9 protein-coding genes are annotated in these 13826 nt (G+C 73.2%); 4 read left to right on the top strand and 5 right to left on the bottom strand.

Annotated features, from left to right (window positions below):
- Positions 1-59: 59 nt before the first annotated feature.
- Entirely contained in the window at positions 60-962 is a 903-nt protein-coding gene (locus Aut01nite_RS02720) for a DMT family transporter (RefSeq protein WP_052164673.1), read from the top strand.
- 70 nt (positions 963-1032) lie between these two features.
- Here the strand turns inward: Aut01nite_RS02720 and Aut01nite_RS02715 are convergent, their stop codons facing one another.
- The gene (locus Aut01nite_RS02715) at positions 1033-1671 is read right to left on the bottom strand and encodes a response regulator (RefSeq protein WP_043533743.1); all 639 of its coding nucleotides are present in this window, start codon (positions 1669-1671) and stop codon (positions 1033-1035) included.
- Complete coding sequence (locus Aut01nite_RS02710) at positions 1668-2834, bottom strand: sensor histidine kinase (protein WP_052164685.1); 1167 nt, start codon at positions 2832-2834, stop codon at positions 1668-1670. The genes Aut01nite_RS02715 and Aut01nite_RS02710 overlap by 4 nt, the downstream gene beginning before the upstream one ends.
- 139 nt (positions 2835-2973) lie before the next feature.
- On the opposite strand from Aut01nite_RS02710, the gene Aut01nite_RS02705 reads away from it, so the two are divergent.
- From Aut01nite_RS02705 to Aut01nite_RS02695, 3 genes are all read left to right on the top strand, one after another.
- Positions 2974-3741 carry an ABC transporter ATP-binding protein gene (locus Aut01nite_RS02705; RefSeq protein ID WP_043533744.1) on the top strand — a complete coding sequence of 256 codons (768 nt, stop codon included), beginning with the start codon at positions 2974-2976 and terminating at the stop codon, positions 3739-3741.
- The gene (locus Aut01nite_RS02700) at positions 3738-6245 is read left to right on the top strand and encodes an FtsX-like permease family protein (RefSeq protein WP_043533745.1); all 2508 of its coding nucleotides are present in this window, start codon (positions 3738-3740) and stop codon (positions 6243-6245) included. Before Aut01nite_RS02705 ends, Aut01nite_RS02700 begins: the two co-directional genes overlap by 4 nt.
- A 189-nt stretch (positions 6246-6434) precedes the next feature.
- Positions 6435-8609 (top strand): N-acetylmuramoyl-L-alanine amidase, encoded by a 2175-nt coding sequence (locus Aut01nite_RS02695; RefSeq protein WP_043533746.1) that lies wholly within the window; start codon positions 6435-6437, stop codon positions 8607-8609.
- Positions 8610-8612: 3 nt separating this feature from the next.
- Here Aut01nite_RS02695 and Aut01nite_RS02690 read toward each other — a convergent pair whose 3' ends face one another.
- The 3 genes from Aut01nite_RS02690 to Aut01nite_RS02680 form a co-directional block, all read right to left on the bottom strand.
- Positions 8613-10601: a response regulator gene (locus Aut01nite_RS02690; protein WP_043533747.1), complete on the bottom strand. Its 1989-nt coding sequence runs from the start codon at positions 10599-10601 to the stop codon at positions 8613-8615.
- A complete protein-coding gene (gene cheB, locus Aut01nite_RS02685) occupies positions 10598-11662 on the bottom strand; it encodes a chemotaxis-specific protein-glutamate methyltransferase CheB (protein ID WP_043533748.1) in 1065 nt (354 codons plus the stop codon). Before cheB ends, Aut01nite_RS02690 begins: the two co-directional genes overlap by 4 nt.
- A gap of 85 nt (positions 11663-11747) precedes the next feature.
- On the bottom strand, positions 11748-13814 hold the full coding sequence (locus Aut01nite_RS02680; RefSeq protein WP_043533749.1) for a hybrid sensor histidine kinase/response regulator: 2067 nt from the start codon (positions 13812-13814) through the stop codon (positions 11748-11750).
- Positions 13815-13826: the final 12 nt, after the last annotated feature.

The following is a 13826-nucleotide window of genomic DNA, read 5'->3' as shown; positions in this document are numbered from 1 at the left end:
AACACGGCATCAGTAGGTGACCGCTTCCGCTTACTACCGTACGCGGGCAGGCTGACAGCGTGAATCGTCAAGCTTGGCTCCTGTTCGCCGCGGTCTCGTTCCTCTGGGGCATCCCGTACCTCCTCATCAAGATCGCGATCGACGACCTGTCGCCGGTCCTGGTGGTCGCCGGGCGCGTCGCCATCGCCGCCGCCGTCCTCATCCCGGTCGCCCTGCTGCGCGGCACCCTCGGCTCGCTGCGCGGCCACCTCCGGGTGGTGGCGCTGATCTCGGCGGTGCACATCATCGGGCCGTTCCTGCTGATCACCTACGGCGAGCAGCACATCACCTCGTCGCTGACCGGCATCCTGATCGCGGTCGAGCCGGTGGTCATCGCGCTGCTGCTGTCGAAGACCGAGCCGCTGACCCGGATCCGGATGGCCGGGCTGGTCGCCGGGTTCGCCGGGGTGGTCGTGCTGGTCGGCCTGGACCTGGGCGGTGACGCGTACGGCCTGCTCGGCGCCGCGATGGTGCTGGCCGCCGCGGTGAGTTACGCCTACGCCACCATCCTGGTGCAGCGCCGCGCCTCGGACCTGCCGCCGGAGGCGCTGACCGTGGGCACCACCGTGATCACGTCGCTGGTCCTACTGCCGGTCAGCCTGCTCGCGCTGCCCACCGAACCGGTCAGCGGTCGGGCGTGGGCGTCGCTCGCGGTGCTCGGCGTGTTCTGCACGGCGGCCGCGCTGCTCGCCTTCTACCGGCTGATCGCGCTGGTCGGGCCGAACCGGGCGGGCCTGGTCACCTACGTCAACCCGGTGGTCGCGGTGCTGCTCGGCGTGATCCTGCTGAACGAGCCGATCGGCCCCGGCACGATCGCCGGATTCGCGCTCGTGGTCGCCGGGTGCTGGCTGTGCACCCGGCCGGCACGAACGGCGCAGAGGCGGGGAGACCGGCTCGAAGACCGGGCCGATCTCCCCATCTGATCGGCTCTGACCAGGACCTTTGTATAACGGATCACGAAGCTTCGGGGGTGATAGGGCAAAAGATCCCCCATCAGGAGACCAAACGGCGTTCCCAGGCCCACGCCGCGATCTCCACCCGGTTCCGGGTGCCGAGCTTGCCGTGGATGCTGCCGAGGTGGGTCTTCACGGTGCCGACCGAGATGAACAGCTCACCGGCGATCTCCGCGTTGGTCTGGCCGCGGGCGGTCAGCCGGACCACCTCCAGCTCCCGCGGGGACAGGCCGCCGTCGCCGCCGGACGGTTGCGGAGCCGCCAGGTGACGCAACAGCCGTACCGTGATCGACGGGCTGACCAGGGCGTCCCCGGAGGCCGCCGCCCGGACCGCCTCGATCAGCAGCGCGGGGCCGGAGTCCTTGAGCAGGAACCCGGCCGCGCCGCCGAGCAGCGCCTGATGCACGTACTCGTCGAGGTCGAAGGTGGTCACCACGACCACCTTCACCGGATCCGCCACATCCGGGCCGGCCAGCAGCCGCAGCGCCTGCAACCCGTCCATCCGCGGCATCCGGATGTCCATCAGCGCCACGTCCGGTCTCAGCCGCCGCGCCTCGGCCACCGCCTCGACCCCGTCGGCGGCCTCCCCGACCACCTCCATGTCCGGCTGCGCCCCGATGATCATTCCGAAGCCGGTCCGGACCATGGCCTGGTCGTCGGCGATCATCACCCTGATCACGATTCACTCCACTCCAGCGGCAGCACCGCGTCGACGACCCATCCGCCGCCGACGCCGGGCCCCACGGTGATCCGCCCACCCACCGCGCGGACCCGCTCGGCGAGGCCGACGAGACCATAACCCTGCCGGTCGCGAGGGGTCTGCGGGCGGGGTGCGGGTCCGTCGTTGGTCACCCGGACCATCAAGTGCGTGGGGGTACGGGTGAGCCACACGTCCACCACCGTCGCGTCCCGCGCGTGCTGCCGGGCGTTCGTCAGCGCCTCCATCACCACCCGGTACGCCGACGTCGACACCTCCACCGCCAGCCCCGACACGTCGGCGTCCAGGTGCAGCCGGGCCGGCGGCCCGCCGGCGGCGGTGAACTGCTCGACGAGCGCGTGCAGGTCACCGACCCCGGCGATCGGGGCGAGCGGCGCGTCCGGCCGCGACTCGGAGTCCCGCAGCACCCCGACCATCCGGCGCATCGACGCCATCGTCTCCGCGCCCGCCTGCTCGATCTGCTCCAGGGCCAGCAGCACCCGCTTCGGATCCTGCTCGGCGATGAACCGGGCGCCCTGCGCCTGCACCACGATGCCGGTCACGTGGTGGGCGATGAAGTCATGCAGGTCGCGGGCGAACTCGGCGCGCTGCTCGGCCCGGACCGCGTCGACGGCCCGCTGCCGGTTGCCTTCCAGGGTGCGCAGGTAGACGCCGATCCCGATGGCCGCGGTCCCGGCGAGCGCCTGCATCAGGCAGTACACCAGGCTCTGACTGGGCGAGAAACCGGCCCGCAGCGGTGTCGCCGACACGGCCATCAGCAGCACCGCCACCGCGGGGACGGCGAGCAGCGTGCGGCCCCGGCGGGCAGTCACCATCAGCACCCCGAGCAGCGCCGCGGACTCGGCCAGGCCCCAGATCGAGTCGCCGTCGGCGCGCCGGTGGAGGAACGCGGTCAGCAGCAGCGAATGCGCTCCCAGCACGAGCCCGGCCCGGGGCAGGAACATCGAGTCCGGCCGGTGCGCGGGAAGCCAGACCGCCGCGGTGCCGATCGCTGTCGCCACCCGCCACAACCCGACGTCCACACCCTCGGCGGTGATGCCGCCCTGCACGTCGATCAGGCCGAGCACCGCCAGGGCGCCGAGGGCGGCGAGCTGGCCCATCCGGAACAGGGTGTGGTTCATCATCGTCACCCAGCGTAGGCGTCGGAGGGCCCGCGCCCATCGGCCGAAAGTAAGAGAGGCCTCCCTGACGCCGGGGGGATGTGGTGGTTGCGGCGATCAACCAGGATCCATCGAGTCGTTTCCCAGCAAGCTTGGAGCATTCATGCAGAGGCAGTCCTCACCCGTGGCGGACCGTGACGGCCTGGCGGCGGTCGCGGCCGTGGACCTGGTGAAGGTGTACGGCGCCGGCGACACCGCGGTCCGCGCTCTCGACGGCGTCACCGTGGGCTTCGAGCGCGGCCGGTTCACCGCCATCATGGGCCCGTCCGGCTCCGGCAAGTCCACCCTCATGCACTGCCTCGCCGGGCTCGACACGGCCACCTCCGGCCAGGTGCTGCTCGGCGGCACCGACCTGACGAAGCAGCCGGACAAGGCGCTCACCAAGGCCCGCCGGGAACGGATCGGGTTCGTCTTCCAGTCGTTCAACCTGCTGCCGCAGCTCACCGCGGCCGCCAACATCACGCTCCCGCTCGACCTGGCCGGCCGCAAGCCGGACGCCGAGTTCCACGACCGGCTGATCACCACGCTCGGCCTGGCCGGGCGGCTCGGCCACCTGCCCAGCGAGCTCTCCGGCGGCCAGCAGCAGCGGGTCGCGCTGGCCCGGGCGCTGGTGTCCCGGCCCGAGGTGGTGTTCGCCGACGAGCCGACCGGCAACCTGGACTCCCGGGCCGGCGCCGAGGTGCTGAACCTGCTGCGGAACTCGGCGCGGGACCTGGGGCAGACGATCGTCATGGTCACCCACGATCCGGCCGCGGCGGCGTACGCGGACCGGGTCGTGATGCTCGCCGACGGCCGCCTCGCGGGCGAGATCCAGCAGCCGAGCATCGCCACCGTCACCGAGGCCCTGCAGAACCTGGCGGCCGGCCGATGAACGTGGTCCTGCGCACCCAGCTCGCCGGGGTCGGCAGACGGCCCTCCCGGCTCCTGCTCACCGGCCTGGCCGTGCTCGTCGCCTCGTTCGTGGTGTACGCGACGGTGCTGGCCCAGCAGATCACCGAGCGCAGCGTCCTCAACGGGCTCAGCGGCACCCCCGAGACGGTCGACCTGGTCGTCACCGGCGGTGGGCTCACCACGAAGCAGCTGACCGCGATCGGGGCGGTGCCCGGGGTCGCCGAGGTGGCCGCCCGCAACGAGGCCGGCTCCCGGACCCCGGCCGGCCCGCTGGTGATCCAGACCGACCCGGGCAGCGGCCCGCTGAGCGTCGTCACCGTCGCCGAGGGCCGGTTCCCGGCGGCGACCGGCGAGATCGCGGTCACGCCGCGCACCGTCGAGCGGATGGCGCTGCGCGTGGGCGCCGGCGTCACGATGGAGAGCAGCGACGGCAAGAGCGTGAAACTCACCGTGGTCGGCGTGGTGAAGACGCGCGACGACTTCGGCTTCCTCGCGTACGGGTCGGTGGCGACGGTCAACCGGCTCAACGGCGGTGAGTGGCTGAACCGTCTGGACGTGCGCCTCGACTCCGGCGCCGATGCGGACGCGGTCGCCGCGCAGCTCCGCGCGCTGACCGCGAACAAGAATCCCGAGCTCACGCCGGAGGTGGCCACGGGGGCCGACGTCCGGCTCGAGGAGGCCCGCAACGCCGCCGAGCAGATCGACCAGCTGTTCATCGTGGTCGGCGTGTTCGTGGCGGTCGCCGTGGTGGCGGCCGGCCTGATCGCCGCCTCCACCTTCCGGATCGTGTTCGCCCAGCGGATGCGGCAGCTCGCCCTGCTCCGTGCGGTCGGCGCCGGCCGGGGTGCGCTGGCCCGGGCCCTGGCCGCCGAAGGGGCGCTCACCGGCCTGGTAGCCGGGGTCACCGGGGTACTCGCCGCCCTGGCCGTCGGCCACCTGCTCCCGCCGGTGCTCAGCGCCTTCGGGTTCACGGTGGCGCGGCCCGGATATCCCCTGGCCGAGGCGGCCGGGACGATCCTGCTCGCGGTGGTGATCACGATCCTGGCCGTGCTCGCCCCGGCGTTCTCCGCGGCCCGGGTGGCGCCGCTGGAAGCGCTGCGGTCCGCCGCGAGCACCGGCGCCAAGCAGGGCATCGGCCGGCTGCGCGGAGTCACCGGGCTGCTGTTCGCGCTGGCCGCTGCCGGTGTCGCCGGTCTGGTCCGGGCCAACCTGCCCGGCCCGAACGCGGAGGACTATCCGGCGGAGAAGATGCTGCTCGCCGTCGTGGCGTCCGGCGCTCTGGCGTTCATCGCCCTGATCGCTCTCGGCCCGGTGCTGGTCCGGCCGGTGCTGGTGCTGGCCGGAAAGCCCCTGAGCTGGTTCGGCCCGGTCGGGCGACTCGCCGTCGGCGGCGTCGGTGGCAGCGCCCGGCGGGCGGCGGCGGTGTCGGTGGTGGTCTCGCTCGGTGTCACCCTGGTCGCCGGGGTGCTGGTCGGCGGCGACTCGATCCGGGTGCTGTCCGAGCGCGAGACGGTGGCGTCCGCGCCGGCCGACTTCGAGCTCAAGGGCACCGACGGGACCACGCTGCGGCCGGGGATCGTGGAGCGGGCGGCACAGAGTGGCGAACTGGCGCACGTCGCGGCGTACCGGTGGGTCGAAGGACCCAAGGTCGGCACCCTCGAACAGGCGATCGTCACCGACGTGTCGATGACGGCCGTGCCCCGGTTCAGCCAGCTCGACGTCCGGTCCGGTGCGATCACCGACGCCGGCCCCGGCAAGGCCGTGATCGCCGGCTGGCTCGCGGAGATGGACGGGCTCGGCGTGGGCGACCAGGTCACCGTCTCGCAGAAGAGCAAGCAGGTACGGGTGACGATCGCCGCCGTCCTCGGCGGCGACGCCCCGCTGCACAGCCAGATCGTGCTCGACCCGTCCGACCTGACCGGTCTCGGTGTGCCCGCCGCGCCGACCGGGCTGCTCGCCGACGCGTCCGGCGCCGGCGAGGACGGCCGGACCGAGGGGCTGCGCGTGCTGCGGACCGCCGCCGCGGCCCAGCCGGAACTCAGTGTCGAGGTCCTCGCCGACCAGCGCGACCAGGTCTCCGAAGCGTTCACCATGCTGATGGTGATCGCCCTGGCGCTGATCGGGCTGACCGTGCTGATCGCCGTCGTCGGGGTGGGCGCCACCACCGCGCTGTCGGTGGTCGAACGGGTCCGGGAGTCCGGCCTGCTGCGCGCGGTCGGGATGCCCCGCGGCAGCCTGCACGCCATGCTGACCACCGAGTCCGCCCTGTACGGGGTGATCGGCGCGGTCCTCGGGCTCGTCCTCGGGGTCCCGTACGCCTGGCTCGCCGTCTCCGCCATCGGCCTGGACGCGCCGCTCACCTTCCCCGGGTGGCAGCTTCTCGCGGTGTTCCTGGTGCTGGTGGCGCTGACCGCGCTGGCCGGAGTGCTGCCGGCCCGCCGCGCCGCGAAGGTGAGCCCGGTGACCGCCCTCGGCACCGACTGACCGTCCATCCCCGTCACCGAACGGCCGGCCGGGGTCGACGGCCAGACCCCGGCCGGTTCTCACCGCTGTCCCAGCGCCGCTGACACAGCCGTGGGAACCGGCCGGGGTAACCGCGGGACGGAACGGGGCCGGACCGTCCGGTAGCGTTCACGCCCACAACGGATGTCGATCGACGCGGGGGACACGGGAATGCAACGGAAGCTGGCGATCGGGGTGGGCGCGGCGGTGGCCGTGCTCGCGGCGGGCGGGGGTGTCGCGATCCTGAACCGGACGTCGGCGCCGTCGTCCGCGGAGCCCGCGACGACACAGGCGGTGGCGGTGGCCGTGCCGGCCACCGACCGGGAGGTGGAGCCGGTCACGTTGCCGAAGCCGGCCGGCACCACGGCGCCGCCGAAGGCCGAGACGGCGCTGCGCTCGCTGGACATCGCACCGAAGACCACCACGGCCACCAAGCTCGACGTGCCGCAGCGCTCCACCGAGACGTTCAGCATGCTCGGCATCGCCTGGACCGACCCGGCCGCCGTGCCGGCCGGCGCCATGCAGGTGAAGACCCGCAGTGCGGCGACCGGCCGCTGGTCGGACTGGCGGACCCTCGAGGTGAGCGAGCGCGGCCCGGACCGGGGCAGCGAGGGGCAGCGGCCGGGCAGCGGGGCGACCTCGCCGCTGTGGGTCGGCCCGTCGAACGGGGTGGCCGCGCGGATCGTGCCGGCGGCCGGGAAGGTCGAGCCGCTGCCGGCCGGCCTGCGGATCGCCATGATCGACACCGGCCGGGAGGCGAAGAGCACCGGCGGTCAGGGCGGCGGCATGGCCGCACCCAGCGGATCGCCGTCGGCGCAGGCCACCGCGGCCGCGGCTCCCGCTGCCGTCCCGGCGCTCCCGTCCTACGTCTCCCGCGCCCAGTGGGGTGCCGACGAGAGCATCGTGGTGCCCGACATCACCGTCGGCAGCGCGGTCCGGGCGGTGTTCGTGCACCACACGGCCGACCCGGCGGGCGACGACTACACCTGCGACCAGTCCGACGACATCGTCCGCGGCATCCAGCGCTGGCACGTCAACGTCGAGAAGTGGTCCGACATCGGCTACAACTACCTGGTCGACAAGTGCGGCACCCTCTTCGAGGGCCGGGTCGGCGGGGTGGACAAGCCGGTGATCGGCGCGCACACCTACGGCTTCAACACCGACACGACGGGCATCGCCGTCATCGGCACCTACACCTCGATCGAGGCGAGCGCGGCCGCCCAGGCGACCGTCGCCAAGGTGGCCGCGGCCCGGCTCGGCGCGTACGGCTTCGACCCGATGACGACGGTCGAGCTCACCCAGCGCGGCACCGAGGGCAAGTGGCCGGAGGGCACCGTGCACTCTTTCGAGCGGATCTCCGGGCACCGGGACGGTTACGCCACCGAGTGCCCCGGCGACAAGCTCTACGCCCAGCTGCCGTCGCTGCGGATCCGGACCGCCGCGAACTTCGCGGCCACGCCGCTGACCGGCGCCACGATGATCGACGGTGCGCCGTACGTCCAGAAGTCGGTGACCGCGAACTGGTCGTACACCGACAACCCGGCGGCCGGCCTGACCGGCTTCGACCTGCTGGTCGACGGCACGAAGGTGGGATCCGCGCCGCCCGCTGCCCGCAGCGCCGCCGTGGCGGTCCCGGCGGGCAAGCACACAGTGTCGGTCCGGGCGGTCCACTCCTCTGGTGTCACGCTGCCCGGCGCGGGCTACCCGGTGACCGGTGACCCGACCGCCCCGACGTTCACCACGTCGCCGTTCACCGTCCTGCGGACCGGCACCTACAGCGCCACCGCCGCTCCGGTCACGGTCTGGTTCCGGGCCACCGACAACGTCAAGGTCAGCTGGATCCAGGTGACCCAGCCGCAGACGGCGGCCCTGGCCGGCACCGCCACCAGCTGGTCGCCGACCGTCAAGCCGGGCGTCGCGACCGCGTACAGCCTGACGGCGCGGGACCACGTCGGCAACGCCCGCCCGTTCCCGTACACCCGCACCGTGGTCCTCGCCCCGGAGACGTCGGCGACCCGCACGGGCACCTGGTCGGGGGGCGGCGGAACCTCCAACCTGAACAGCAACGTCCTCTCGACGAAGGTCAAGAACAGCAAGCTGACCTGGACCTTCACCGGCAACTCGGCGGCTCTGCTGTTCCAGAGGACCAGCGTCTCCGGCCTGGCCGACATCTACGTCGACAACGTGAAGGTGGCGACCGTGGACCTCAAGTCGTCGGCGACGCTGTACCGGCAGGCCGTGTGGACCCGCAACCTGGCGTACGGCAAGCACACCGTCGCCGTCGTCGCGCAGGGCACCGCCGGCCGCCCGTGGGTGATCTCGGACGGGCTGGCGTACGTCAAGTGACCGTCACCCGGAGCGGCGCGTACCTCCGCGCCGCTCCGGGCCGGTGTGGTCCTGAGCCGGCGGCAGCGTGAACCAGAACGTCGCGCCCCGGCCGATCTCGCTCTCCGCCCAGATCTCGCCGCCGTGCCGTTCCACCGCCCGGTGCACGGTGGTCAGGCCGATGCCGGTGCCGGGGAAGTCGCGGGCGTCGTGCAGCCGGGCGAACGGGCGGAACAGCGAACCCGCCTGCTCCGCCGGGAAACCGGCGCCGTTGTCGCGCACGTAGTAGCGGTCGCCGTCGCTGCCCACCTCGACGGCCGGATGCTCGACCCGGCCGCTGAACTTCACCGCGTTGTTGATCAGGTTCTCCAGGATCACCCGGACCAGGCCCTCGTCGGCGTCGGCCGTCATGTCCTCCCGTACCGTGAAGTCGACCTGGCGGTCGGGGTCGCGAGCCGCGACCTCGGCGACCACCTGGCGTGCCGTCGCCGTCATGTCGAACTCCGCCCGGCGCAGGTCGCCGCGGCTGGCGCGGGCCAGGATCAGCAGCGACTCCACCAGATCGGCCATCCGCATCGCGGCCGCGTGGATGCGGGTCAGCCGGTGCCGGGTGATCTCGCCGATCGGTTCCTCCTCCTCCTCGAGCAGGTGCTCGGCGAAACTGCTGATCACCTGGAGCGGGCCGCGCAGGTCGTGGGAGACCGAGCCGGAGAACGCCTCCAGCTCCCGGTTGCGCCATTCCAGCTCCTCGACCAGCGCCGCCCGGGTCTCGGCGAGCTGCCGGGCGGCCCGTTCCTCGGCCGCGTCCAGCTCCCGGCGCATCAGCTCCTCACGGATCCGCCGGGCCTCGTCGTGCGACTGCTTGCGGCGGATCTGCGCGCGCACGTGGATCCGCAGGCCCTCCAGCACGTCGCTGTCGCACACGTAGTCGTCGGCGCCGGCCGCCAGGCAGTCCAGCATCCGCTCCTCGGCCCCGGTCATCACCAGCGGCAGGTGACCGATCTCCGGGACGGCGCGCAGCTTCCTGCAGTCGTCGCGGGCCCGGTCGATGTCGTGGTCGAAACCGAGGACGATGCAGTCGACCGGCTGGGCGGCGAGCAACTCCAGGGTCTCCTCGATGCCGGTGGCCCGGACGACGTCGTAGCCGTCGGCGCGCAGCGAGTCGCCCCACAGCTCCAGCGCGGTCCGGTCCGGGCTGACGGTCAGCACCTTGCCCGGCCCGTGCACGCCACCGATCGCCTCGATCGGCAACTGCTCGGCGCTCTGTCGCAGCACCACCGCCAGCTTGGCCAGCACCACCGCGAGGTCCTGCTGCTTGCGCACGAACGCATCGGCGCCGGCGTCCAGCATCTGCATCTCGGTCGCGTAGTCGTCGGCGGCCGTCATCAGCAGGCACGGGGTGTCGCGCAGGGCCGGGTCGAGGCGGATCCGGCGGATCACGGTGGCGCCGTCGATGCCGGGCATCACCCCGTCGACGATGATCGCGTGCGGGCGGCGGTCGGCGGCCATCCGCAGGCCCTCCTCACCGCCGGTCGCGGTCAGCACCGTGTAGCCCTCGGGCTCCAGCAGGTCCCGCAGCTCCTCCCGGAACGTCATGCTGTCGTCGATGACCAGGACGGTGGTGCGGTCGGCGGCCCGGTCCGGGTTCTCGCCGAGCAACTGCCGGGTACGGGCCACCACGTACCCCGCGTCGTAGGGCTTGCCCACGTACTCGTCGGCGCCGATCCGCAGCCCGGCCAGCCGGTCGTTCACCTCGTTCTCGCTGGACAGCAGCATCGTCACCACCCCGTCCCGGCCCGGGGTGTGCCGCAGTTCGGTGAGCAGTTCCAGCCCGTCGGCGTCGGGCAGCAGCACGTCCAGCACCGCCGCGTCGAACGGCGCCCCGGCGAACGCGCTGCGCGCCTCGGCCCCGGTGGCGCACAGGATGGTGGCGAACCCGTCGTCGGAGAACGCCTCGTGCAGATCCATCCGCACGGTCAGGCTGTCGTCGACGATCAGCACGGTCGGTTTCATCGGCGTACCGCCATGACGTGCAGTTCACCCAGCCGGGAAGCGATCCGGGCGGGCGGCAGCACATGCTGGGCCGCCCCGATCAGCGCCGCCTCCCGCGGCATCCCGTACACCGTGCAACTGCCCTCGTCCTGAGCGAAGGTGACCGCGCCGCGCCCGCGCATCTGCAACAGCCCGCTCGCGCCGTCCCGGCCCATCCCGGTGAGCAGGCAGCCGGCCGCGGTCGGCCCGAACTCCTCGGCCACCGACTCGAACAACACGTCCACCGACGGCCGGCAGGAGTGCCGGGGCGGGCCGACGCTGAGCCGCAGCAGCTGGTCGCGGACGAACAGGTGCCGGTCCGGGGGAGCGAGCAGGATCTGCCCGCCACACCTGCCGATCGGGGTGCCGTCGACCGCGTACCGCACGTCGCGCGACGTCTGCCCGCCCAGCCAGTCGGAGAACGCCTCGGCGAACTGCTCGCTCGCGGCGATGTGCTGGACGCACAGCACCGGCGGATGGAAGTTGCGGGGCAGGGTGCGCAGCAGTTCGGTGAGGGCGGCCGGCCCACCGGTGGAGGCGCCGATCGCGACGACGGACAGGCTGCCGCCGGCCGCCGGGATCGGCACCGGCACCGCCGCCGGGACCGCGGAGGGGATCCGGCCGTCCAGCCGGGCCCGCGGATGGGTGATCACCCGGATCCGGGCGACCAGCCGCAGCGAGGTACGCAACCGCATCGCCCAGTCCGCGTCCGAGTCGTCCCCGCGCGGCTTCTCCATCACGTCCACCGCCCCGGCGGCGAGCGCGTTGTACGTGCTGAACGACTCCTCCCGGTCCGCCGACGACACCACCAGGATCGGGGTCGGGTGCTCGGCCATGATCTGCTCGGTGGCGGCCAGCCCGCTGATCCCGGGCAGCATCATGTCCATCGTGATCACGTCGGGCCGCAGCCGGGCGGTCATCTGCACCGCCCGCAACCCGTCGGCCGCCTCCCCGATGATCTCCAGCTGCGGGTCCGGGGCGAGCGCCTCCCGCAGGTGGTGCCGCATGGTCGCGGAGTCCTCGACGATCAGCACCCGCGTCATGACTGTGCTCCGTGGGCCATGCCCTCGCTGCCCTCACCGGCGGCGTCTCCGGCATGTCGCGGTGGCTGCCGTTCGGTGCACTCGGTCATGACCGCACCACCAGCCTCCTGATGTGCGACAGCAACTGCACCTGGTCGAACTCGCCCTTGACCACGTAGGCGCTGGCTCCGGCGGCCCGGCCGCGGTCCCGGTCGGCGGCGCTGGCCCGGGAGCTGACCAGGATGGCCGGGACCCCGGCCAGCCTCGGATCGGCGCGGGTGCGTTCGACGAACTGGAAGCCGTTGATGCCGGGCATGTCGATGTCGGTGAGGAACAGCCCGTACCGGCGGGCGCCGGCCTTCTCCAGAGCCTCCTCACCGGACGCGGCCAGGTCGACCTCGTACCCGGCCGACTCCAGGATGCTGCGCTCCAGCATCCGGGTGGTGAGCGAGTCGTCCACCACCAGGATCGGCAGCGGCGCCGAGGCGGTCGCCTCCGTGCGGGCGCCGGCCGCGTGCCCGCGGGCCACCTCGTCGGCCAGCCCCTGCGGGTCCAGCACCAGGCGCGGATTGCCGTCGGCGTCGACCGACACGCTACCGATCACCGGCGAGGCGGGGGCCAGGTCCGGCAGCGGGCGGGCGACCAGGACGGACGTGCCCGCCAGCCGGTCCACGCCGACCGCGAACAGCCCCGCGTCGCCGTTCATGACGACGGCGGCGCCGAGACCGGGCGCGTCGCCGGGGACGGTCGAGCCGGCGTACAGGGCCTCGGTCAGCGGCAGGAAGGGGGCGGCGCTGCCGTCGTACACGATCCGGCCGGTGATCGCCGCGCTCGCCGCCTCCTCGGCGCTCAGCCGCACGCAGCCGCGCACCACGTCCAGCGGCACGGTGGCGAGGGTGCCGCCCGCCTCCACGTTCAGCCCGGTCATGGCGAGCAGCGCCAGCGGGAACACCAACTCGACGACGGCGCCCGCGCCCGGTTCGCTGCGTACCTGCACCTCGCCCTTCAACTGGGCGGCGACCTCCCGGACCGCGTCCATGCCGATGCCGCGCCCGGACACCTCGGTGACCGCCGGAGCCGTGCTGATGCCGCCGTGCAGCACCAGATCGAGCAGGTCCCGGGTCTCCGGCGTGGTGCCGCCGGGCGCCAGAAGACCACGAGCCTGCGCGGTACGCCGTAACGCCTCCAGATCGAACCCGCGCCCGTCGTCGGCGCACCGGAACGCCGCGTACCGCCCTCGCCGCTCCACTTCGAGGGTCACCGTTCCCTCGGCCGGTTTCCCGGTCGCCAGCCGGACGTCCTCCGGTTCGATCCCGTGCACCACCGCGTTGCGCACCACGTGCAGGAACGCGCCGCTGACCGGCCCGAGCAGGTGTGCGCCCATCCGGATCTGGCCGCCCCGGGCGTCGAACCGGACCCGTTTGCCCTCCGCGTCGGCCGCGTCCCGGACGGCCCGCCGCAGCGCGGTGAAGATCGTGCTGACCGGCACCAGCCGCAGCCCTTCGGCCTTGGCCCGGACGTCGTCGAGCTCCCGTTCGATCTGGTCGACGGCGTCGATGAACCGGCGGCTGGCCGAGCCGAGCTCCCCGGCCAGCCGTTCCGCCGACGCCTGCGCGCCCGCGCCGGTACGCCCGGCCCGTAACTGGTCGGCGAGCCCTTCGGCGGTCCGGTGCAGCCGTTCGACGGTGTCGCATCCGGTCCGCAGCGGCGCCATCCGGGTGTTGGTCTCGCCGATCGCGTCCAGCAGATCGTCGAGGTCCGCGGTCGCCGCCCGCGGGTTGACCGTGATCTCCTCCCGCTCGGGCACGGCGGGCGTCTCGGCCGGGCCGGCGGCCACGGCGGGCGGCGCCGGCGGTTTCTCCAGCGCGCCGACCCGGGCCGCGATCTCGTCGTTGAGGCGCAGCAGCTCCCGCATCTCCTCGGCGGCCATCGGCACGGCGGCCTCGCCGCGGTGCGGGACGAGGATCTCCTCGAACGCGTGCGCGTGGTCGGCGATCTCCTTCTGCTTGACCACCCGGGCGGCGCCCTTGAGGGTGTGCGCGGCCCGCAGCAGCTGTGCCACCGGTTCCGGGCCGGGCCGCTGGTCCAGGTCGAGCACGCCGGAGCTGATCTGGTCGACCAGTTCCCTCGCCTCGATCCGGAAGTAGCGCAGCGGATCCTTCGCCTCAGGCATCGGCGCGGCCCA

It is taken from the genome of Actinoplanes utahensis (assembly GCF_016862455.1).
Classification (GTDB): domain Bacteria; phylum Actinomycetota; class Actinomycetes; order Mycobacteriales; family Micromonosporaceae; genus Actinoplanes; species Actinoplanes utahensis.
The sequence above is the reverse complement of the archived record's forward strand: the minus strand, read 5'-3'. Positions and strand labels throughout refer to the sequence as shown.

What these genes read in the sequence shown, in the direction of transcription:
- Aut01nite_RS02680 (WP_043533749.1), bottom strand. Translation starts at nt 13,814, where the DNA reads ATGCCTGAGGCGAAGGATCCGCTGCGCTACTTCCGGATCGAGGCGAGG.
- Aut01nite_RS02690 (WP_043533747.1), bottom strand. Translation starts at nt 10,601, where the DNA reads ATGAAACCGACCGTGCTGATCGTCGACGACAGCCTGACCGTGCGGATG.
- Aut01nite_RS02695 (WP_043533746.1), top strand. Translation starts at nt 6,435, where the DNA reads ATGCAACGGAAGCTGGCGATCGGGGTGGGCGCGGCGGTGGCCGTGCTC.
- cheB (WP_043533748.1), bottom strand. Translation starts at nt 11,662, where the DNA reads ATGACGCGGGTGCTGATCGTCGAGGACTCCGCGACCATGCGGCACCAC.
- Aut01nite_RS02710 (WP_052164685.1), bottom strand. Translation starts at nt 2,834, where the DNA reads ATGATGAACCACACCCTGTTCCGGATGGGCCAGCTCGCCGCCCTCGGC.
- Aut01nite_RS02705 (WP_043533744.1), top strand. Translation starts at nt 2,974, where the DNA reads ATGCAGAGGCAGTCCTCACCCGTGGCGGACCGTGACGGCCTGGCGGCG.
- Aut01nite_RS02700 (WP_043533745.1), top strand. Translation starts at nt 3,738, where the DNA reads ATGAACGTGGTCCTGCGCACCCAGCTCGCCGGGGTCGGCAGACGGCCC.